We start from the raw sequence: 22,539 nt of genomic DNA, 5'->3' as shown, positions 1-22,539 counted from the left end.
ACTTTGCTGTAGGGTGGAGGCCATGACTATTTCTGTTGCAGTCTCAGGCGCCAGTGGCTACGCCGGCGGAGAGGTGCTCCGCCTGCTCGCCGGCCACCCGGACGTGACCATCGGAGCGATCACCGCGCACAGCAACGCGGGTTCGCGCCTGGGCGAGCTGCAGCCACACCTGCACGGACTTGCCAGCCGGATCCTTGAGGACACCACCGTGGAGAACCTTTCCGGCCACGACGTCGTTTTCCTCGCACTGCCCCACGGTGCCTCCGCCGACATTGCTGCCCAGCTTCCGGAAGGGACAGTGGTGATCGACGCCGGCGCTGACCACCGCCTGCAGGACCCCGCGGCATGGGAGAAATTCTACGGTTCGACGCATGCCGGCACCTGGCCCTACGGCCTGCCCGAACTGCCCGGCCAGCGGGAAGCCCTCAAGGGCGCCAACCGGATCGCCGTGCCGGGCTGCTACCCGACGTCGGCCCTGCTGGCCCTGGCGCCCGGGTTCGCCGCCAACCTCCTCCAGCCCGACGACGTCGTCATCGTTTCCGCCTCCGGCACCTCAGGCGCGGGCAAGGCAGCGAAGGTCAACCTCATCGGTGCCGAGGTGATGGGCTCCATGAGCCCCTACGGCGTAGGCGGCGGGCACCGGCATACCCCCGAGATCGAACAGGGCCTGTCCAATGCGGCAGGGGAGCAGGTGACCGTTTCCTTCACACCTACCTTGGCACCCATGAGCCGCGGGATCCTCACCACGGCAACGGCCAAGGTAAAAGCGGGCACCAGTGCCGAACAGCTGCGTCAGGCGTGGACCGATGCGTATGATGACGAGCCCTTTGTCCACGTCCTTCCGGAGGGGCAGTGGCCCGCCACCAAGTCCGTACAGGGGTCCAACCACGCCGCCATGCAGCTTGCCTTCGACCCCCACACCGGCCGGGTGATTGTCACCTGCGCCATCGACAACCTCACCAAGGGGACCGCCGGCGGCGCCGTCCAGTCCATGAACATCGCACTCGGCCTGGCTGAAACCGCCGGCCTTGACCTGCAGGGAGTAGCCCCGTGACCATTACCGCACCCCGTGGATTCCGGGCCGCCGGCGTTACCGCCGGGCTCAAGGCCTCCGGCAACCCGGACCTTGCCCTGGTGGTCAACGACGGGCCCGCCAAAACAGCCGCCGCCGTGTTCACCAGCAACCGGGTGGCTGCTGCCCCCGTCCACTGGTCCCGCCAGGTGGTTTCGGACGGCCGGGTGGATGCCGTGGTCCTCAACTCCGGCGGGGCAAACGCCTGCACCGGCCCCACCGGCTTCCAGAACACCCACAGCACGGCAGAAAAAGTAGCTGAAGTGCTCGGCATCTCGGCCACCGACGTCTTTGTCTGCTCCACCGGCCTGATCGGTGAGCAGCTGCCCATGGATAAGATCCTGCCCGGCGTAGAGGCGGCCGCCACAGCCCTCAGCACCGACGGCGGACCTGCTGCGGCCACGGCCATCATGACCACCGATTCGGTGCCCAAGGCCGCCCTGTTCATCGGCACCGACGCAGACGGTCAGGAATTCAGCATCGGCGGCATCGCGAAGGGTGCCGGCATGCTGGCACCTGGCCTTGCCACCATGCTGGTGGTCCTCACCACGGACGCCGCGGTGGAACCGGAATTGCTCGACGTCGTCCTCCGCGACTCCACCCGCGTCACCTTTGACCGGGCCGACTCCGACGGCTGCATGTCCACCAATGACACGGTGGTCCTGCTGGCGTCCGGCGCCTCCGGTGCCGTTCCGTCCGCCGAAATCTTCGGCGCCGGCCTCACCCAGGTGTGCGCCGAACTTGCCCGGAAGCTGATCGCGGACGCCGAAGGAGCCAGCCACGACATCGCCATCCGCACCTTCAACGCCGCCAGCGAAGCCGATGCCGTAACCGTCAGCCGGTCAGTAGCACGCTCCAACCTCTTCAAGGCGGCCATCTTCGGCAAGGACCCCAACTGGGGCCGTGTGCTTTCCGCCGTCGGCACCACCGACGCGGCATTCGAGCCGGACCAGTTGAACGTGGCCATCAACGGAATCCAGATTTGCCGCAACGGCAGCATCGGTGACGACCGCAGCCTGGTGGACCTGGAACCGCGCGAGGTGCTGGTGGAAATCGACCTGCAGGCCGGCGACGCCGAGGCCACCGTCTGGACGAACGACCTCACCCATGACTACGTGCACGAAAACAGCGCGTACTCCAGCTAGGAGCCCCCCGCGGCCCCGGCCAAAACCGTTGCGGAAAGTGACAGCATGAACACCAAGACGCGTGAAACCACCAGCATGTCCGACGCCCAGGACAAGGCAGCAACCCTGATTGAGGCCCTGCCCTGGATCCAGCGGTTCGCCGGCACCATCATGGTGATCAAGTACGGCGGCAACGCCATGGTCAACGACGAACTCCGCCGCGCCTTTGCGGAGGACATCGTCTTCCTCCACCACGTGGGCATCCACCCGGTGGTTGTCCACGGCGGCGGCCCCCAGATCAACTCAATGCTCGGCAGGCTCGGCATCGAGTCCGAATTCAAGGGTGGCCTGCGCGTGACCACCCCTGAAGCAATGGACGTGGTCCGGATGGTCCTCACCGGTCAGGTGGGACGCGAACTGGTGGGCCTGATCAACTCCCACGGCCCCTACGCGGTGGGCATGTCCGGCGAAGACGGCGGCCTGCTGCGAGCCGTCCGGACCGGGACCGTGGTTGACGGCGAAGAAGTGGACCTCGGGCTGGTTGGCGAAGTGGTGGGCGTCGACCCCACAGGCATCGTGGACATCCTTGAGGCCGGCCGGATCCCCGTGATCTCCACGGTTGCCCCCGAGATTGTGGACGGCGGAGACGGCGTGGCCGGCACGGCGCGATTCCAGCCCACGGGCCAGGTCCTCAACGTCAACGCAGACACCGCGGCGGCGGCCGTCGCCTCGGCACTGGGCGCCTCCAAGCTGGTGATCCTGACCGACGTCGAAGGCCTGTACGCCAACTGGCCGGACAAGTCCTCCCTGATCTCCTCCCTCACGGCCTCGGAGCTTCGGGACATGCTGCCCAGGCTCGAATCGGGGATGATCCCCAAGATGGCAGCCTGCCTCAAGGCCATTGATGAGGGAGTGGAACGCGCGCACATCGTGGACGGGCGCCTGCCCCATTCCATGCTTCTGGAAACATTCACGACGGCGGGCATTGGCACGCAGGTAGTCCCGGACGAGGAGATCAACGGATGAATACCGTGGAGAAGTCATCGGTGACGGAACTGGTGGAGACCAAGGGCCACGCAGGATCCGAGTGGCTGGCCCGCTACTCCACCTCCCTCATGGGGGTATTCGGCACGCCGCAGCGCGTCCTGGTCCGCGGTGCCGGCTGCCTGGTCTGGGACGCCGACGGCAAGGAATACCTGGACCTGCTCGGCGGTATCGCCGTCAACGCGTTGGGCCACGCCAACCCGTTCGTCACGTCAGTCATCTCCAGCCAGCTGGCCACCCTGGGCCACGTCTCCAACTTCTTCACCAGCCCCACCCAGATTGCGCTGGCCGAAAAGCTCCTTGAGCTCACCAGCGCGCCGGCCGGTTCCAAGGTGTTCTTCACCAACTCCGGGACTGAGGCCAACGAGGCTGCCTTCAAGCTGGCCCGCCGCAATTCCGGCGGCAGCGGGACGAAGCGGACCAAAATCATCGCCCTCGAAGGCGCCTTCCACGGCCGCACCATGGGCGCCCTCGCCCTGACCGCCAAGGAAGCCTACCGGGCGCCGTTCGAGCCGCTGCCCGGCGGTGTGGTGCACATTCCGTTCGGTGATGTCGAGGCGCTCAAGGACGCTGTTGACGAAACTGTGTCCGCAGTCTTCCTGGAGCCGATCCAGGGCGAAGCGGGCGTACGTCCCCTGCCGCCCGGCTATCTGCGGGCAGCGCGGGAGCTGACCGCGAGGGTGGGCGCCCTGCTGATCCTGGACGAGGTGCAGACCGGCATCGGCCGCACCGGTAAGTGGCTTGCCAGCGAGGACTCCGGAATCATGCCCGACGCGGTCACGCTCGCCAAGGGCCTGGGTGGCGGTTTCCCGATCGGAGCGCTGGTCACCTTCGGCGAGCAGACGTCGTCGTTGTTGGCTGCCGGCCAGCACGGCACCACGTTCGGGGGCAACCCGGTGGCGACGGCGGCTGCCCTGGCCACCCTGCACGCGATCGAAAGCCAGGACGTTCTGGCGAACGTGGCAAAGGTCGGGGAGCACCTGCGCTCCGCGCTGGCAGCAGTCCCCGGCGTCACCGAGGTCCGGGGCGAAGGCCTGCTGATCGGCTTCGACCTTGACGCGGAGGTTGCCCCGGCCGTGGTGCAGGCCGGCCTTGACGCCGGCTTCATCGTCAACAGCCCGGGTCCCCGCACCATCCGCCTGGCGCCGCCGCTGGTCCTCAGCATCGCCCAGGCGGACTCCTTCCTGGCCGCCTTCCCGGCCATCCTCCACACAGCTAAGGACGCCCAGTGACTTTCGTACCCAGCGCCACCCGGCATTTCCTCAAGGACACGGACCTGAGCCCTGCCGAGCAGGCCGAGGTCCTGGACCTTGCCGTCCGCATGAAAGCGGACCCGTACAGCGTCCAGCCCTTCGCTGCCGGCGGCAGCGGCCGGAAAACCGTTGCCGTGATTTTCGACAAGACCTCCACCCGGACCCGGGTCTCGTTCGCCACCGGCATCGCGGACATGGGCGGCAACGCCCTCATCATCAACCCCGGTGAGGCCCAGATCGGCCACAAGGAGTCCGTTGAGGACACCGCCAAGGTCCTGGAACGGATGGTGTCCACCATCGTCTGGCGGACCGGTCCGCACGCCGGCCTCGTGGCGATGGCCGAGAACTCCAGCGTCCCCGTGATCAATGCGCTGTGCGACGACTACCACCCGTGCCAGTTGCTCGCGGACCTGCTGGCCGTGAAGGAGCACAAGGGCGACCTCAAGGGCCTCACCATGAGCTACCTCGGCGATGCCGCCAACAACATGGCCAATTCCTATCTGCTCGCAGGCGTGACGGCCGGCATGCACGTCCGCATTGCCGGCCCCGAGGGCTACCTCCCGGCTGCAGACGTCGTGGCCGAAGCCGAAGAGCGCGCCGCGCAGACCGGCGGCTCGGTGCTGATCACCACGGACGCCGCGGCAGCCTTGAAGGGCGCCGACGTCGTCGCTACGGACACATGGGTGTCCATGGGCCAGGAAGCGGAAAAGGAAGCCCGGCTGCAGCTGTTCCGGGAGTACTCCGTGGACGAAGCGGCCATGGCACAGGCGGCGGAAGACGCCGTCGTGCTTCACTGCCTGCCCGCCTACCGCGGCTACGAGATTTCCGCAGGCGTCATCGACGGGCCGCAGTCCATCGTCTGGGACGAAGCAGAAAACCGGCTGCATGCCCAGAAGGCCCTGATGGCCTGGCTGATGCACCAGTCCGGCCTTGCCGTCGTCGACGGTCTGGCACCCGCCGGCGCGGCAGCCGGCAGCATGGCAGCTGAGGAAGACGTCCAGTAGTGTCCGCCCAACCGGCGTCGCCGGGCTCCAGCCCGGCGACCAAGACAGCCCGGCAGGCGCGGATCACCGCCATCCTGACGGGGGAGTCCGTGCGTTCCCAGGCGGAGCTGGCGGCCCTGCTGGCGGACGACGGCGTGCAGGTCACCCAGGCGACGCTGTCCCGGGACCTCGTGGAACTCGGCGCGGTCCGGGTCCGCGGCAAGGAGGGCGTGCTGGTGTACGCCGTCCCGGGCGAGGGCGGGGAGCGGGCCGCCAAGAGCGGGGTGAGCCAGGAAATCCTGGACGCCCGGCTGGCCCGGCTGTGCAGCGAGCTCCTGGTCACCGCGGAGGCTTCGGCCAACATCGCCGTGCTCCGCACCCCGCCGGGCGCCGCCAACTTCCTCGCCCTGGCGATCGACCACTCGGTGATGCCGTCCATCCTCGGGACCATCGCCGGCGACGACACGGTACTGCTCGTCTCCCGTGACCCGCAGGGCGGCCAGGACCTCGCCGCCCGGTTCCTGCAGCTGGCTGAAGAAGCCGGGCAATAAGCTTGAAGACAACATCTACAAATCCCCAATTACAAGGAGCATCTCCGTGACTGAACGCATCGTGCTGGCCTACTCCGGCGGCCTGGACACCTCAGTAGCCATCGGCTGGATCGGTGAAGCCACCGGCGCCGAGGTCATCGCCGTGGCGGTCGACGTTGGACAGGGCGGCGAGTCCCTGGAAACCATCCGCCAGCGTGCCCTGGGCTGCGGCGCCGTCGAAGCGTACGTGGCCGACGCCTCCGACGAGTTCGCCAACGAGTACTGCATGCCCACGCTGAAGGCCAACGGCCTGTACCAGGGCCACTACCCGCTGGTTTCCGCCATCTCCCGCCCCGTCATCGTCAAGCACCTCGTCAAGGCTGCCCGCGAATTCGGCGCCACCACCGTTGCACACGGCTGCACCGGCAAGGGCAACGACCAGGTCCGCTTCGAAGTGGGTATCCAGACCCTCGGGCCGGACCTGAAGTGCATCGCCCCCGTCCGCGACCTCGCCCTCACCCGCGACAAGGCCATCGCCTTCGCCGAGGAAAAGGGCCTGCCGATCGAGACCACCAAGAAGAACCCGTACTCCATCGACCAGAACGTCTGGGGCCGCGCGGTGGAAACCGGCTACCTCGAGGACATCTGGAATGCCCCCACCAAGGACATCTACGACTACACCGCCACCCCGGAGTTCCCGCCGGCACCGGATGAGGTCACCATCTCCTTCGAGGCCGGCGTGCCGGTAGCGATCGACGGCGTGAAGGTCTCCCCGCTGCAGGCCATCAAGGAACTCAACCGCCGTGCCGGCGCCCAGGGCGTTGGCCGCATCGACGTCGTCGAGGACCGCCTCGTGGGCATCAAATCCCGCGAAATCTACGAAGCCCCGGGTGCGATGGCGCTGATCACGGCCCACAAGCACCTGGAGGACATCACCGTTGAGCGCGAGCAGGCCCGCTTCAAGGCCACCGTTGGCCAGCGCTGGTCCGAACTGGTCTACGACGGCCAGTGGTTCTCTCCGCTGAAGCGCTCCCTGGACGCCTTCATCGAGGACACCCAGAAGTACGTCTCCGGCGACATCCGCATGACCCTTCACGGCGGCCAGGCCATCGTTAACGGGCGCCGCTCCGACACCTCCCTTTACGACTTCAACCTTGCCACCTACGACACGGGCGACACCTTCGACCAGTCCATGGCCAGGGGCTTCATCGAGCTGTGGGGCATGTCCGCCAAGGTTGCCTCCGGCCGCGACATCCGCGTCGCAGGAAAGTAGCCCCTGTGGCTGACCCTGTCGAAACCCAAAAAGCTGAGGCTACGAACACAGGCGCCTTGTGGGGCGGCCGGTTCGCCGGCGGCCCCGCCGATGCCCTGGCTGCGCTGAGCAAGTCCACGCACTTCGACTGGCGGCTCGCACGCTATGACATCGCCGGTTCCATGGCGCACGCGCGTGTGCTGCACAAGGCCGGCCTGCTGGACGACGCCGAGCTGGAAGGCATGCTGGCAGCCCTCACCCGGCTGGACGATGACGTTGCTTCCGGCGCCTATGTGCCGGCCGAATCCGACGAGGACGTGCACGGCTCACTCGAGCGCGGCCTGATCGAGCGTGCCGGGACACAGCTGGGCGGCAAGCTCCGCGCGGGCCGTTCCCGCAACGACCAGGTGGCTACGCTGGGGCGCATGTTCCTGCGGGACCACGCCCGGATCATCGCCCGCGGCGTCCTGGCCACCGTGGATGCGCTGGTGGACCAGGCCAAGGCACACCACGGCGTTGCCATGCCGGGACGGACGCACCTGCAGCACGCCCAGCCCGTGCTGCTGAGCCACCACCTCCTCGCCCACGCCTGGGCGCTGCTGCGCGACGTGCAGCGGCTCCAGGACTGGGACAAGCGGGCCGGTGTTTCCCCATACGGTTCCGGTGCGTTGGCAGGGTCATCGCTGGGGCTGGACCCGGAAGCAGTGGCTGCCGACCTTGGGTTCTTCTCCGCATCGCACAACTCGATCGACGGCACTGCCTCCCGCGATGTCTTCGCCGAGTTCGCCTGGGTGTGCTCCATGATCGGCGTGGACCTCTCGCGGGTGTCCGAGGAGGTCATTCTCTGGGCCACCAAGGAGTTCTCCTTCGTTACGCTGCACGATTCCTACTCCACCGGATCGTCCATCATGCCGCAGAAGAAGAACCCGGACGTGGCGGAACTGGCCCGCGGCAAGGCGGGGCGCCTGATCGGCAACCTGACCGGGCTCCTGGCGACGCTCAAGGGCCTGCCCCTGGCGTACAACCGCGACCTGCAGGAAGACAAGGAGCCGGTGTTTGATGCCGCCGACACCCTGGAACTGCTGCTCCCGGCTGTCTCCGGCATGATCGCCACCCTGAAGTTCAATACCGAACGGATGGAATCGCTGGCGCCGCAGGGCTTCGCGCTGGCCACGGACATTGCCGAGTGGCTGGTCCGGCAGGGTGTTCCGTTCCGTGAGGCACACGAACTCTCCGGCGCGGCCGTCAAGCAGGCGGAATCCCGCGGCGTAGAGCTCTGGGACCTGACGGATGATGAATACGCAGCCATCTCCGGCCACCTCACGCCGGAGGTCCGTACGGTCCTGTCCACGGAGGGGTCGCTCAACAGCCGCAACTCCCAGGGCGGTACGGCACCCGGCGCCGTCGAACGCCAGCTGGTTGCGCTGGAAGCCGAGCTTGCCGGCGTGCGGGAGTACGCCGGCTAACCCATCCTCACGCGCAGGATGGGCCCACGCCGGCAGGGTACCCTGGCCGAGCTTGCGAGGCTAGGGTGCCGGTGGGGACTTGACGGGGCTTTTTGGCCAACGCTCTCTCACCTGATGCGGCTTTTTGGCCATCGCTCTCTCACTTTCTTCAGGAAAGTGAGAGAGCGTTGCCGGTCTTTACGCATCAAGTGAGCGAGCGTCGGGCGATTACCCAAGGACTCCCCGCTACCATGGCGCCATGAGCGACTCCTTCCGCAAGCAACTCCGCGCGCTGCCCGACTTCCCGGACGTCCTGCCTGAGTTCGACCCTGGCAACGCCCCGGCAGACCCCGCGGAACTCTTCCGGCAGTGGCTGGACGAGGCCCTGGCCGCGGGAGAACGCCAGCCGCACGCCTGCAGCCTTGCCACCGCGGACGGCAGCGGCCAGCCGTCGTCGAGGATGCTGATCCTGAAGAACATCGACGACGACGGCTGGCACTTCGCCACGTCCCGCACCTCGCGCAAGGGAAGGGAGCTCAGCGCCAATCCCCATGCCGCCCTCAACTTCTATTGGCCGTCGCTGGGCCGGCAGGTCAGGGTTGCGGGATCCGTGATAGAGCTGTCCGCCGAGGCTTCGGCGCGGGATTGGGCTGAGCGTCCGCGCGCGGACGGGAGCAGCAACCCGAACTGGCAGCTCTACGCAATCCAGCCGGCTGAGTATGAATTCTGGCAGGCCAGCAACGACGGCGAGCACGTCCGGCATCGCCTCGGCGCCGACGGCCTTCCCAGCGCTAGGATGGGCGCCATGACAGCTCCCTCATCCGAAGTCCTGCTCGCCGGGCTCCACAAAGCCGCTGATGACGTTGCCTCCGATGTCGCCAAGCTCAGTGACGAGGACGTGAAGGCTCCCTCCGCCCTGCCCGGCTGGACGCGGGGCCACGTTCTGGCCCACCTCACCGGCATCTGCAACGCCATGGCCAGGCAGCTCGAGTATGCGGCGCGCGACGAAACCATCGAGCTGTACGACGGCGGCATGCACGGCCGGAACAAGGCCATCGACATGGCTGCCGGCCACGATGCCGCCACCCACCTTGCAGACCTGACCGCAGCCCTCCAACGGGCCATTACCAGGTTTGATGCGCTGCCCGGCATCAAGGATTCGTCCGCCCACCGCACGGGCTGGTACGCACCCATCAGCTACCGCGGGGGAGTTGTCCTGGACGGCGGCCTGGCGCTATGGCGGGAACTCGTCATCCACACATCCGACCTGCTGACGGGCCGGGGACCGGAAACCTGGAGCCGTCCATTCTGCGAGCACCTGTTCGACTTCCTCGCAGCCCGCGTCCAGCCCGACGACAAACTGGTGCTGCAGCCACTGGGCTTTCCGCCGTTGAGCATCGGCAGCGGCAACAGGTCCACCGTGATCAGCGGGATGATCACGGATATTGCGGCCTGGCTGGCAGGGCGCGAACCCACCCTGGGCAGCCTGCGGGCATCCGCGGCGGCCGACGGCGTTGACCTGCCGGCCCTGCTGCCGTGGCCCGCCGGAACTCCAACACCGAAGCAGGACTAGAAGCGGGACGGACGATCCCGAATCAGGATCAGGTGGCTTCGCGCGCCAGCAGGCTCTGCTTGATGACAAGCCCCCAGCGGAATCCGCCGAGGGTACCGTCGGTCCGGATGACGCGGTGGCAGGGAACAAACAGGGCCGCTGCGTTGAAGGCGCAGGCGCTGGCTGCCGCCCTGACAGCCTTGGGGTTACCGGCCAGCCCGGCATACTCGGTGTACGTCACGGGGGACCCAGGCGTGACCAGGCGCAGCACGTCCCAGGCGTGGACGCGGAACGGTCCGGACTTCTGCCGCACTGGGACATGCATTGCAGGGGCAGGATCGCCGTTGTAGAAGGCTTCGACGGCGGCCGAGATCTCCCCAAGATCGCTGACCAATTCCAGGGCGGTGGGCCGCAGGGTCGGGTGGATCTGCCCGGTCAGGTCGCCGGGCTTTTCGGTCCAGCCGCTGGAAAGGACCACCCCGTCCTGGGCGAGGACGGTAAACGGGCCGTCCGGAGTGGACATCTGAAGCAACTGGGCCTTCATCGGTTCGCTTTCTCTGGTGTTCTGCTGCCTGCTGTGGGGGTGTCCAGCCTTGTGCCTTTACGGGCGCCGGTGCCGGGGTGGGCTGCTGCGCGCCACAGGTGCATGGTGGCGTAGGAGCGCCAGGGGCTGACCTCGCGGAAGTCCGGGCTGGGAGTCACGGCCCCCCCGGCGCCACCCCCGAGGCCATCCTGAGGCGGGTCCAAGGCTTTTATCCCGTTCCGAACCGCAGCGTCACTGCCAAGGAAGACGTCCGGCGCGCCCAGGACGCGCATGGCCAGGTAGCCCACCGTCCAGGGTCCCACGCCGGCCAGGGGGAGCAGTTTCGCGCCCAAGCGTGCCACGTCGTCGCCGTAACCAAAGTCGAGGCTGCCGTCCGCCAGGGCAGAAGCTGCGGCGCGGAGGGCCTCAATGCGTTTCCGGGGGCCCCGCAGGAGTGCGCAGCCGTCGACGGCGATTTCGGCGGGGGTGGGAAACATCCGGTCCAGGCCCTCGCCCGGGCTTCGGCTTGAGCTTCCGACGGCGGCGAGCTGGGTCAGGGCGGTCCGCGCGGCAGCCACGGTGATCTGCTGGCCGATCATGGCCCTGATCAGCATTTCGGCTGGGTCCAGCGCGCCGGGCATCCTGATGCCTGGAGCGTTGGCGACTGCGGGGGCCAGTCTCGGGTCTTCGGCCAGGGCGCCGTCGATTGCCACCGGATCCGCATCCAGGTCGAACAGCCGCCGGACGCGGCTCAACAGGGCCGGAAGGTCCCGAAGGTCCACCGCGCCGATGGTGAGGGTCAGTGGGCGTCCTGGGGCGCCGGCGTCGTACTCAACCCTGAAGCGCGCGTCGCCCTGGGGGAGCCGCAGCGTGCGGGCGTACGAGGTTTGGGTTCCGTCTTCGATCCCCGGGATGGCACGGATAGCCAGGAAAGTGAAGACGCCGGGGTCGAAGGGCTCGCGGTAGGGGAGGCTGAGGGTGAGGGCGGTAGAGCCGGCGGGGGCTTTCGCATGCCTTGCGGCGCGCAACGCGGTGGGGGTCATGTCGAAGACTTCCACCATGGTCTCGTTGAACTGACGGACGCTGCTGAAGCCTGCTGCGAAGGCCACGTCGGCGAGCTTCATGGAGGTGGATACCAGCAGCGTGCGTGCCGTCTGGGCGCGGCCGGCGCGGGCGAGCGACAGGGGACCGGCGCCCAGTTCCTGGCTGAGGATCCTGTTCAGCTGGCGCGGGGAATAGCCAAGGCGGGCGGCCAGGCCGTCCACGCCGTCCCTGTTGACGACGCCGTCATTAATCAGGCGCATGGCACGCCCCGCCACGTCTTGCCGCACATTCCAGGCAGGCGTTCCCGGCACAGCCTCCGGGAGGCAGCGTTTGCAGGCCCGGTAGCCGGCGTCATGGGCCGCTGCTGAGGTCTCGTAAAAGGTGACGTTTGTAGCCTTGGGAGTCCTGGCCGGGCACGACGGGCGGCAATAGATGCCCGTGGTCCGGACGGCAGTGTAGAACTGCCCGTCGAACCTGGTGTCCCTGGCGTCTATTGCCCGGTAGCGCTGCCAGAAGTCCATTCCTCCATCCTGCCAGCAGCGGCGGAGGTGGGCTAGCGGAAATCGGACATGGCCGTGGGGTTCATTTGTGGCGTTGCGCGAGGCATTGCTGCCGGGTTTGGATAGAGTCTGGCCATGAGCAGAAGTCCCTCGCAGGCCCGGGAACCGCTGCGGGAATTCCTCTCGGGCGATGCCCGGACCCTGGCACCGATGCTGCTGGGGGCTGTCCTGACCCATGATTCGAGGGAGGGCCGGGTGTCCGTCCGGCTCACCGAAGTGGAGGCCTACCTGGGGCCCGAGGATTCCCTGCACCCCGATCCCGGCTCGCACACGTACCGTGGTCCCACTCCACGGAACGCGCCGATGTTCGGCCCCGCCGGGCACCTGTACGTTTACTTCACCTATGGGATGCACCACTGCACAAACATCGTGTGCGGCCCGGCCGGTGTGGCTTCCGCTTTACTGCTGCGTGCCGGGGAGATCGTGGATGGCCTGGAGCTCGCACAGCACCGCCGGCCCACCTCGAAAAACCCTGCCGACCTGGCAAGCGGCCCGGCCCGGCTGGCCAAAGCCCTGGGCCTGACAACCGCGTACAGCGGCCGCGACGCATTGGCGCCCCCTTTCGCGCTGTCGCTCCCCGATAAGCCGGTTGCGGAAGTCAGTTCCGGTCCGCGGGTGGGGGTTTCCGGCGTCGGGGGATCCGAGCAGTACGCCTGGCGTTTCTGGATCACGGGGGACCCTACGGTCTCGAAGTACAAGGCGGCCAAGCCGAGGCCGGCGCCGTTTCGCCAGCGTTAACGGAAATGGTTGTAGAATGGACGGTCTGTCTTTTGCGATAGGGGAACGTTAAATGCTCGACGCCGATTTGGCCCACGAACGGGACTATGTTGCCGGCCTGTATGCCCGGCTGGAGGAGCTCCGCGAGGAAAAGCGCAAGCAGCTTGCGCAGGTCCGCAGGGCAGGGGCTGTGGGCACCATGCAGAACGTTTCCGAGCGCGACGCTTTCGCGGCTCTGTACGAGGACCGCCTGGCGCAGCTGGATGCCGTGGATGACCGGCTGGTCTTCGGCCGCCTGGACCTGGACTCGGGGGAAGCGCAGTACATCGGACGCATCGGCCTCACCACTGAGGACCTGCAGCGGCTCATGGTTGACTGGCGCGCGCCCGAAGCCGGGCACTTCTACCAGGCCACAGCCTTCGACCGGCAGGGCGTCCGCCGCCGCCGCCACCTGATCCTGCAGGGCCGGGAGGTCAAGGCCATCGAGGACGATGTCCTGGATGCGGACATGCTGGCGGACAACGAATCGCTGCAGGGCGAGGGCGCCCTGCTGGCCGCCCTGAACTCCCGGCGCACGGGCCGGATGTCGGACATCGTCAGCACCATCCAATCCGAACAGGACCGCATCATCCGGTCCTCCATCTCGGGCGCCGTGGTGGTGCAGGGCGGGCCCGGCACCGGCAAGACGGCCGTGGCCCTGCACCGGGCCGCGTACCTGCTGTACACCCACCGGGACCGGCTCAAGTCCGCGGGCGTGCTGCTGGTGGGCCCGTCGTCGTCCTTTATGAAGTACATCGAACGGGTGCTGCCCTCCCTGGGCGAGACCGGCGTCGTGATGGCCAGCGTGGGCCGGCTGATGCCCGGCATCAACGCCGTGCCGGAACCCGACGCCGACGTTGCCGCCATCAAGGGCCGCCTGGACATGGCTGCCGTCGTGGCCAACGCCGTCGCCAACCGGCAACGGATTCCCGCTGAAGACCGGATCCTGGAAGTGGACGGACGCAAGCTCGTGCTGACCCCGCGCCAGGTCCGGCGTGCCCGTGAGCGTGCCCGTTCCACCGGCAAGCCGCACAACGATGCCCGGGTGACATTCGTCAAGATCCTGCTGCGCGAACTCACCGAACAGATGACCGAGCTGGTGGAAGCCGGCAACATCGGCAACAACGCAGACCGCTCCTACCTGGCCGAGGATGTCCGCACCGCCCGTGACGTGCGGATCGCCCTCAACCTCTGCTGGATGCCCATGACGCCCGAAAAGCTGATCTCGGAGCTGTTCAGCAAGCCGGCTGTGCTTGAATTCTGCACCCCCCACCTGTCTGCGGCTCAGCGGGCACTGCTGCAGCGTCCCGCCGACGCTCCCTGGACCGAGTCCGATGTGCCCCTGCTGGATGAAGCTGCCGAACTGCTCGGTGAGCTGGACCCGGCCGCCGGGCGCGGCCTCGCACAGCAGGAGCACGACAGGGCCCGCGACCTTGCCAACGCCAAGCAGACCCTGGTGAACATGCAGGCTGCCGGCGTGGATCCGCTGATGTCCGCCGAGGAGCTGGCCGAGCAGAACCAGGAACAGGAAGCGCGGCTTACCGCTGCCGAGCGTGCCACCAGCGACCGCACGTGGGCCTTTGGCCACATCGTGGTGGACGAGGCGCAGGAGCTCTCGCCCATGCAGTGGCGCCTGCTGGTCCGGCGTTGCCCCCTGAAGTCCTTCACGATTGTGGGTGACATCGCGCAGACGAGTTCGGTGGCCGGTGCCAATTCATGGCAGGGCGCGCTTGCTCCGATGTTCGGCGACCGCTGGCAGTTGGAGGAGTTGACAGTCAATTACCGCACGCCGTCACAGATCGCAGAAGCGGCTGTGCGGATGGCCAATGCGGCCGGACTCGTTGTCTCCGCACCCAAGGCCGTGCGGGAGGGGCGCTGGTCGCCCGTTATCGACGAGGTGGACCCGGGCCAGGTTGTCAGCCGCCTGGTGGAGGTTCTGCCGGAGGAGCTGGAAGCGCTCGACGGCGGCCTGCTGGCTGTTATCGCGGACGGCCACCTGTTGCCGGAGGCCGCCGCCGCCCTGCGCGCCGAGTACGGCCGGCGCATTGGCAACGGTGCCGGCAGCTACGAGCAGGACATCGTGGTCATTAGCCCGCGCGAGGCCAAGGGCCTGGAGTTCGACGGCGTGGTGGTGCTGGAGCCCGCCACCATGCTGAACCATGAGCACGGCAAAGTGGGGGATCTGTACGTTGCCATGACGCGCGCCACCCAGCGCCTGCGGCTGATCGCTTCCGATCCAGTGCCGGAGGGCATCAAGCGCTGAGCTTCTTCGGTTGGCGCCGGCCGTTCAGGGGCCGGCGCCAGTGCCGTCCACCCGGCGCCAGCGGGTGGTAATACTGCTAACTTAGAAGGCGTGTCAGAACTCAACAGCCTCGAATCACAGCAGAACGACCCCACTTTTGCCAATATCTGGCAGGAACTGAAGTGGCGTGGACTGGTCCACGTCTCCACGGACGAAGCGGAGCTGGAAAAGCTCCTCGCCGGCGGGCCGGTCACGTACTATTGCGGCTTCGATCCCACCGCGCCGAGCCTGCACCTGGGCAACCTGGTCCAGCTGCTCGTGATGCGGCGGTTGCAGTTGGCGGGCCACAAGCCGCTTGGTCTGGTGGGTGGTTCCACCGGCATGATTGGTGATCCCCGCCCCACGGCGGAGCGCACCTTGAATACCAAGGACACGGTTGCGGAGTGGGTGGGCTACCTGCAGGCCCAGGTCCGCCGGTTCCTCAGTTTTGAGGGGGACAATGCCGCGCGGATGGTTAACAACCTTGATTGGACGGCGCCGTTGAGTGCCATTGATTTCCTGCGTGAGGTGGGCAAGCACTTCCGCGTGGGCACCATGCTGCGGAAGGATGCTGTGGCTTCGCGGTTGAACTCGGATGAGGGCATCAGCTACACGGAGTTCAGCTACCAGATCCTGCAGGGCATGGATTACCTGCAGCTGTACCGTGATTACGATTGCATGCTGCAGACCGGCGGGTCGGACCAGTGGGGCAACCTTACGAGTGGAACCGAGCTGATCCGCAAGGTGGAGGGCAAGAGTGTCCACGCCCTGGGAACGCCGTTGATCACCAATTCTGACGGCACCAAGTTCGGGAAGAGCGAGGGGAACGCCATTTGGCTGGACGCCGGCATGTGCAGCCCGTATGCGTTCTACCAGTTCTGGCTCAACACAGCCGATGCTGATGTGGTGGACCGGTTGAAGGTGTTTACCTTCCTGAGCCGGGCCGAGATCGAGGAGATCGGAGCGGCTGTTGCCGAGCGTCCGTTTGCCCGGGAGGGGCAGCGGAAGCTTGCCTTCGAAGTGACGTCCCTTGTTCATGGGGTGGAGGCCACTGAGAAGGTGATCGCGGCTTCGGCGGCGCTGTTCGGCAACGGTGACCTGGCGGCGCTGGACAAGCCGACGCTGCAGGCGGCCACGTCTGAACTTCCGTCCGCCACCGTGCAGGTGGATGCCATGGGAATTGTTGACCTGCTGGTTGCCTCCGGACTTTCGGAAAGCAAGTCCGCCGCACGCCGCACGGTGGGCGAAGGCGGGGCGTACGTCAACAACGAAAAGGTATCCGATCCCGAAGCGGTGATCCCGGAATCGGAGTTGCTGCACGGGCAGTACCTGCTCCTGCGCCGGGGAAAGAAGAACCTCGCCACGGTGGAAGTACTGGTTCCCTAGCCCATAGCGAGACACTTTGCACGCTCTTCCGCAGCCGATTTGCACGGCCGCGGGGGAGCGTGTAATGTCTTCTGAGTCGCCGCCGCTGAAGCGGAAAAATAGCGACAGACCCCCACCAAAAAGTGAAGCAACTTCACCGTGTGCGAAAGCACCGGACTGAAGAATTGCTTTATTTTATGATGGGCGGATTCGTTTCACAGCGTGAATTCCGGGAAAACAACCGGATTTGCAAAGTGAAAATGAATAAAATAAGATTGAAACATCGCAGCGAAGAAATACGGAATAGAAATTCACTGAGTGGATTGTTTCGGAGATATTCGAATGCGTCTGTTGTTTGAGAACTCAATAGTGTGCCAAGTTTGTTGATACCGATTTGTTTTATGAATTGGTTGAATTTGCCGGGCTGCCCGCCCCTGTGGGTGGTCTGGTTTTTACAGCTGGTTTCAAATTTTGTGCGGCCTTTTGGTCCCGTTTTCCCGGGGCTGGGGGTTGTGTCTGTTTTTGTTTTACTTCAACGGAGAGTTTGATCCTGGCTCAGGATGAACGCTGGCGGCGTGCTTAACACATGCAAGTCGAACGATGATCCCCAGCTTGCTGGGGGGATTAGTGGCGAACGGGTGAGTAACACGTGAGTAACCTGCCCTTAACTCTGGGATAAGCCTGGGAAACTGGGTCTAATACCGGATATGACTCCTCATCGCATGGTGGGGGGTGGAAAGCTTTTTGTGGTTTTGGATGGACTCGCGGCCTATCAGCTTGTTGGTGAGGTAATGGCTTACCAAGGCGACGACGGGTAGCCGGCCTGAGAGGGTGACCGGCCACACTGGGACTGAGACACGGCCCAGACTCCTACGGGAGGCAGCAGTGGGGAATATTGCACAATGGGCGCAAGCCTGATGCAGCGACGCCGCGTGAGGGATGACGGCCTTCGGGTTGTAAACCTCTTTCAGTAGGGAAGAAGCGAAAGTGACGGTACCTGCAGAAGAAGCGCCGGCTAACTACGTGCCAGCAGCCGCGGTAATACGTAGGGCGCAAGCGTTATCCGGAATTATTGGGCGTAAAGAGCTCGTAGGCGGTTTGTCGCGTCTGCCGTGAAAGTCCGGGGCTCAACTCCGGATCTGCGGTGGGTACGGGCAGACTAGAGTGATGTAGGGGAGACTGGAATTCCTGGTGTAGCGGTGAAATGCGCAGATATCAGGAGGAACACCGATGGCGAAGGCAGGTCTCTGGGCATTAACTGACGCTGAGGAGCGAAAGCATGGGGAGCGAACAGGATTAGATACCCTGGTAGTCCATGCCGTAAACGTTGGGCACTAGGTGTGGGGGACATTCCACGTTTTCCGCGCCGTAGCTAACGCATTAAGTGCCCCGCCTGGGGAGTACGGCCGCAAGGCTAAAACTCAAAGGAATTGACGGGGGCCCGCACAAGCGGCGGAGCATGCGGATTAATTCGATGCAACGCGAAGAACCTTACCAAGGCTTGACATGAACCGGTAAGACCTGGAAACAGGTCCCCCGCTTGCGGTCGGTTTACAGGTGGTGCATGGTTGTCGTCAGCTCGTGTCGTGAGATGTTGGGTTAAGTCCCGCAACGAGCGCAACCCTCGTTCTATGTTGCCAGCACGTGATGGTGGGGACTCATAGGAGACTGCCGGGGTCAACTCGGAGGAAGGTGGGGACGACGTCAAATCATCATGCCCCTTATGTCTTGGGCTTCACGCATGCTACAATGGCCGGTACAAAGGGTTGCGATACTGTGAGGTGGAGCTAATCCCAAAAAGCCGGTCTCAGTTCGGATTGGGGTCTGCAACTCGACCCCATGAAGTCGGAGTCGCTAGTAATCGCAGATCAGCAACGCTGCGGTGAATACGTTCCCGGGCCTTGTACACACCGCCCGTCAAGTCACGAAAGTTGGTAACACCCGAAGCCGGTGGCCTAACCCCTTGTGGGAGGGAGCTGTCGAAGGTGGGACTGGCGATTGGGACTAAGTCGTAACAAGGTAGCCGTACCGGAAGGTGCGGCTGGATCACCTCCTTTCTAAGGAGCACCTACAGACCTGTTCATGCCGCGTATGTGGTGGTGGGGGTTTGTCAGGAGTATATGCCCGTTGCGCAGACGCAAGTTCTGCGGCGGGTGCTCATGGGTGGAATATCAACGAATAGGTGCCTGGTGGCATGGACCGGCTTGTTAGTACGGACGCTCGTGAGTGTCCAGGAAAGCTTGCCGGATCGTTTCTGCCGGGTAGTGTTTGGCACACTGTTGGGTCCTGAGGCAACAGGGCTGTGGACTGGTCCCCGTGTGGGGTTGGTTTGCGGGTTTGTTTGTTTCTGGTTTCCTGGCTGCACCGATTACACGGTTGTTCTTCGCTTTTGGCGGGGGTTGTGTGGGGTGTGTGGTTTGGGGTTGTTGTTTGAGAACTACATAGTGGACGCGAGCATCTTTTATAAGAAGCAATTTCCAAGAATATGAACCTGGATCTGGCTGCGCGTGATGATGGCCCTCTTTTTGGGGGTGGTTGTTGGGTGTGGTTGGTTTTCGTGGTTCTCTCGAAAATTACTGATTGATCTTTTGTGGTCAAGTTTTTAAGAGCACACGGTGGATGCCTTGGCATTAGGAGCCGACGAAGGACGTAGGAATCTGCGATAAGCCTGGGGGAGTCGATAACCGGACTGTGATCCCAGGGTGTCCGAATGGGGAAACCCCGCCAGACGCGCGAGTGATCTGGTGACCCGCATCTGAACACATAGGGTGCGTGGAGGGAACGCGGGGAAGTGAAACATCTCAGTACCCGCAGGAAGAGAAAACAATAGTGATTCCGTTAGTAGTGGCGAGCGAACGCGGATCAGGCTAAACCGTTCCATGTGTGATAGCCGGCGGGCGTTGCATGGTCGGGGTTGTGGGACTTTCCATACCAATTCTGCCGGGTTGGTGGGGTGTGATGTGCAGGCATAGGTGAACGGTCTTGAAAGGCCGGCCAGAGAGGGTGTGAGCCCCGTAACCGAAATGTTGTGTACCGCCCGGATGAGTATCCCAAGTAGCACGGGGCCCGAGAAATCCCGTGTGAATCTGTCAGGACCACCTGATAAGCCTAAATACTCCCTAATGACCGATAGCGGACCAGTACCGTGAGGGAAAGGTGAAAAGTACCCCGGGAGGGGAGTGAAACAGTACCTGAAACCGTGTGCTTACAATCCGTCGGAGCAGCCTTGTAGTTGTGACGGCGTGCCTTTTGAAGAATGAGCCTGCGAGTTAGTGTTACGTCGCGAGGTTAACCCGTGTGGGGAAGCCGTAGCGAAAGCGAGTCTGAATAGGGCGTTGCAGTGGCGTGATCTAGACCCGAAGCGAAGTGATCTACCCATGGCCAGGTTGAAGCGACGGTAAGACGTCGTGGAGGACCGAACCCACTTCAGTTGAAAATGGAGGGGATGAGCTGTGGGTAGGGGTGAAAGGCCAATCAAACTTCGTGATAGCTGGTTCTCCCCGAAATGCATTTAGGTGCAGCGTTGCGTGTTTCTTACCGGAGGTAGAGCTACTGGATGGCTAATGGGCCCTACAAGGTTACTGACGTCAGCCAAACTCCGAATGCCGGTAAGTGAGAGCGCAGCAGTGAGACTGTGGGGGATAAGCTTCATAGTCGAGAGGGAAACAGCCCAGACCACCAACTAAGGCCCCTAAGCGTGTGCTAAGTGGGAAAGGATGTGGAGTTGCGAAGACAACCAGGAGGTTGGCTTAGAAGCAGCCATCCTTAAAAGAGTGCGTAATAGCTCACTGGTCAAGTGATTCCGCGCCGACAATGTAGCGGGGCTCAAGTACACCGCCGAAGTTGTGGCATTCAGATATTAGCTAAGCCCTTGTGGTTCAGGCGTCTGGATGGGTAGGGGAGCGTCGTGTGGGCAGTGAAGTCGCGGTGTAAACCAGCGGTGGAGCCTACACGAGTGAGAATGCAGGCATGAGTAGCGAAAGACGGGTGAGAAACCCGTCCGCCGAATGATCAAGGGTTCCAGGGTCAAGCTAATCTGCCCTGGGTAAGTCGGGACCTAAGGCGAGGCCGACAGGCGTAGTCGATGGACAACGGGTTGATATTCCCGTACCGGCGAAAAACCGCCCATGCTGAACAGGGGATACTAACTGCCCGAGACCTGCCTGACACCCCTTGTGGGTGAAGGGTTTTGGTGGAGCGCAGGACCTGATCCTGGGAGGCAAGCGTATTAACAGGTGTGACGCAGGAAGGTAGCCAAGCCGGGCGATGGTTGTCCCGGTCTAAGGATGTAGGGCGAACGGTAGGCAAATCCGCTGTTCATGATGCCTGAGATCTGATGGGACCCCCGTTTGGGGGGATTTGGTGATCCTATGCTGCCGAGAAAAGCATCGACGCGAGGTTTTAGCCGCCCGTACCCCAAACCGACACAGGTGATCAGGTAGAGAATACTAAGGCGATCGAGAGAATTATGGTTAAGGAACTCGGCAAAATGCCCCCGTAACTTCGGGAGAAGGGGGGCCCCAACCTTGATGGAACCATGCGTTCCGGAGGGGATCGGGGCCGCAGAGACCAGGGGGAAGCGACTGTTTACTAAAAACACAGGTCCGTGCGAAGTCGCAAGACGATGTATACGGACTGACTCCTGCCCGGTGCTGGAAGGTTAAGAGGACCGGTTAGCCGCAAGGCGAAGCTGAGAATTTAAGCCCCAGTAAACGGCGGTGGTAACTATAACCATCCTAAGGTAGCGAAATTCCTTGTCGGGTAAGTTCCGACCTGCACGAATGGAGTAACGACTTCCCCGCTGTCTCAACCATAAACTCGGCGAAATTGCAGTACGAGTAAAGATGCTCGTTACGCGCAGCAGGACGGAAAGACCCCGAGACCTTTACTATAGTTTGGTATTGGTGTTCGGAGTGGCTTGTGTAGGATAGGTGGGAGACGTTGAAGCCCGGACGCCAGTTCGGGTGGAGTCATCGTTGAAATACCACTCTGGTCACTTTGGACATCTAACTTCGGCCCGTAATCCGGGTCAGGGACAGTGCCTGATGGGTAGTTTAACTGGGGCGGTTGCCTCCTAAAAAGTAACGGAGGCGCCCAAAGGTTCCCTCAGCCTGGTTGGCAATCAGGTGTCGAGTGTAAGTGCACAAGGGAGCTTGACTGTGAGAGAGACATCTCGAGCAGGGACGAAAGTCGGGACTAGTGATCCGGCGGTACATTGTGGAATGGCCGTCGCTCAACGGATAAAAGGTACCTCGGGGATAACAGGCTGATCTTGCCCAAGAGTCCATATCGACGGCATGGTTTGGCACCTCGATGTCGGCTCGTCGCATCCTGGGGCTGGAGTAGGTCCCAAGGGTTGGGCTGTTCGCCCATTAAAGCGGTACGCGAGCTGGGTTTAGAACGTCGTGAGACAGTTCGGTCCCTATCCGCTGCGCGCGCAGGAAATTTGAGAAGGGCTGTCCTTAGTACGAGAGGACCGGGACGGACGAACCTCTGGTGTGTCAGTTGTACTGCCAAGTGCACCGCTGATTAGCTACGTTCGGATGGGATAACCGCTGAAAGCATCTAAGCGGGAAGCTCGCTTCAAGATGAGATTTCCATACACCTTGTGTGTGAGAGGCCCCCAGCCAGACCACTGGGTTGATAGGCCGGATGTGGAAGCGAGGACTAACGACTCGTGAAGCTGACCGGTACTAATAGGCCGATAACTTACACCACACACCCTCTTCGTGAACGGATTCAAAAGACGTTCACA

At 64.0% G+C, this 22,539-nt stretch carries 14 protein-coding genes, 2 rRNA genes and 1 pseudogene; 15 read left to right on the top strand and 2 right to left on the bottom strand.

Annotation, left to right across the window (positions count from 1 at the left end):
- Window positions 1-22 precede the first annotated feature (22 nt).
- From argC to M1D32_RS12250, 10 genes and pseudogenes are all read left to right on the top strand, one after another.
- Window positions 23-1,054, top strand: a complete 1,032-nt coding sequence (gene argC, locus M1D32_RS12295; protein ID WP_458778940.1) for an N-acetyl-gamma-glutamyl-phosphate reductase — start codon at window positions 23-25, stop codon at window positions 1,052-1,054.
- Window positions 1,051-2,217, top strand: a complete 1,167-nt coding sequence (argJ, locus tag M1D32_RS12290; protein ID WP_458778939.1) for a bifunctional glutamate N-acetyltransferase/amino-acid acetyltransferase ArgJ — start codon at window positions 1,051-1,053, stop codon at window positions 2,215-2,217. The genes argC and argJ overlap by 4 nt, the downstream gene beginning before the upstream one ends.
- A gap of 45 nt (window positions 2,218-2,262) precedes the next feature.
- On the top strand, window positions 2,263-3,222 hold the full coding sequence (gene argB / locus M1D32_RS12285; protein ID WP_458778938.1) for an acetylglutamate kinase: 960 nt from the start codon (window positions 2,263-2,265) through the stop codon (window positions 3,220-3,222).
- On the top strand, window positions 3,219-4,472 hold the full coding sequence (locus tag M1D32_RS12280; RefSeq protein WP_458778937.1) for an acetylornithine transaminase: 1,254 nt from the start codon (window positions 3,219-3,221) through the stop codon (window positions 4,470-4,472). Before argB ends, M1D32_RS12280 begins: the two co-directional genes overlap by 4 nt.
- Complete coding sequence (argF, locus tag M1D32_RS12275; RefSeq protein WP_458778936.1) at window positions 4,469-5,497, top strand: ornithine carbamoyltransferase; 1,029 nt, start codon at window positions 4,469-4,471, stop codon at window positions 5,495-5,497. Before M1D32_RS12280 ends, argF begins: the two co-directional genes overlap by 4 nt.
- Entirely contained in the window at window positions 5,497-6,027 is a 531-nt protein-coding gene (locus M1D32_RS12270) for an arginine repressor (RefSeq protein WP_102976225.1), read from the top strand. Before argF ends, M1D32_RS12270 begins: the two co-directional genes overlap by 1 nt.
- Window positions 6,028-6,073: 46 nt before the next feature.
- Complete coding sequence (locus M1D32_RS12265; protein WP_458778935.1) at window positions 6,074-7,279, top strand: argininosuccinate synthase; 1,206 nt, start codon at window positions 6,074-6,076, stop codon at window positions 7,277-7,279.
- Between the two features lie 5 nt (window positions 7,280-7,284).
- Window positions 7,285-8,724, top strand: a complete 1,440-nt coding sequence (argH, locus tag M1D32_RS12260) for an argininosuccinate lyase (protein WP_458778934.1) — start codon at window positions 7,285-7,287, stop codon at window positions 8,722-8,724.
- Between the two features lie 238 nt (window positions 8,725-8,962).
- Window positions 8,963-9,490: pseudogene (locus tag M1D32_RS12255) on the top strand (pyridoxine/pyridoxamine 5'-phosphate oxidase); the annotation flags it as partial.
- 18 nt (window positions 9,491-9,508) lie between these two features.
- A complete protein-coding gene (locus M1D32_RS12250; protein ID WP_458782182.1) occupies window positions 9,509-10,276 on the top strand; it encodes a maleylpyruvate isomerase family mycothiol-dependent enzyme in 768 nt (255 codons plus the stop codon).
- Between the two features lie 28 nt (window positions 10,277-10,304).
- On the opposite strand, the gene M1D32_RS12245 is transcribed toward M1D32_RS12250, so the two are convergent.
- Both M1D32_RS12245 and M1D32_RS12240 read right to left on the bottom strand, forming a co-directional pair.
- Window positions 10,305-10,799 carry a methylated-DNA--[protein]-cysteine S-methyltransferase gene (locus M1D32_RS12245; RefSeq protein ID WP_458778933.1) on the bottom strand — a complete coding sequence of 165 codons (495 nt, stop codon included), beginning with the start codon at window positions 10,797-10,799 and terminating at the stop codon, window positions 10,305-10,307.
- Window positions 10,796-12,343: a DNA-3-methyladenine glycosylase 2 family protein gene (locus tag M1D32_RS12240; protein WP_458778932.1), complete on the bottom strand. Its 1,548-nt coding sequence runs from the start codon at window positions 12,341-12,343 to the stop codon at window positions 10,796-10,798. Before M1D32_RS12240 ends, M1D32_RS12245 begins: the two co-directional genes overlap by 4 nt.
- A gap of 114 nt (window positions 12,344-12,457) precedes the next feature.
- Between M1D32_RS12240 and M1D32_RS12235 the strand changes: the two genes are divergently transcribed.
- From M1D32_RS12235 to M1D32_RS12215, 5 genes are all read left to right on the top strand, one after another.
- Window positions 12,458-13,120, top strand: coding sequence for a DNA-3-methyladenine glycosylase (locus M1D32_RS12235; RefSeq protein WP_458778931.1), 663 nt, complete (start codon window positions 12,458-12,460; stop codon window positions 13,118-13,120).
- 52 nt (window positions 13,121-13,172) lie between these two features.
- Window positions 13,173-15,401, top strand: coding sequence for a HelD family protein (locus M1D32_RS12230; protein ID WP_458778930.1), 2,229 nt, complete (start codon window positions 13,173-13,175; stop codon window positions 15,399-15,401).
- 90 nt (window positions 15,402-15,491) lie between these two features.
- On the top strand, window positions 15,492-16,805 hold the full coding sequence (gene tyrS / locus M1D32_RS12225) for a tyrosine--tRNA ligase (protein WP_458778929.1): 1,314 nt from the start codon (window positions 15,492-15,494) through the stop codon (window positions 16,803-16,805).
- Between the two features lie 511 nt (window positions 16,806-17,316).
- A 16S ribosomal RNA gene (locus tag M1D32_RS12220) occupies window positions 17,317-18,841 on the top strand.
- A gap of 535 nt (window positions 18,842-19,376) precedes the next feature.
- Window positions 19,377-22,502 (top strand): 23S ribosomal RNA (locus M1D32_RS12215).
- Together the 16S and 23S rRNA genes form the textbook arrangement of a ribosomal RNA operon.
- Window positions 22,503-22,539 lie beyond the last annotated feature (37 nt).

The sequence above is a fragment of the Arthrobacter sp. D3-16 genome, from assembly GCF_054408515.1.
The sequence above is the reverse complement of the archived record's forward strand: the minus strand, read 5'-3'. Positions and strand labels throughout refer to the sequence as shown.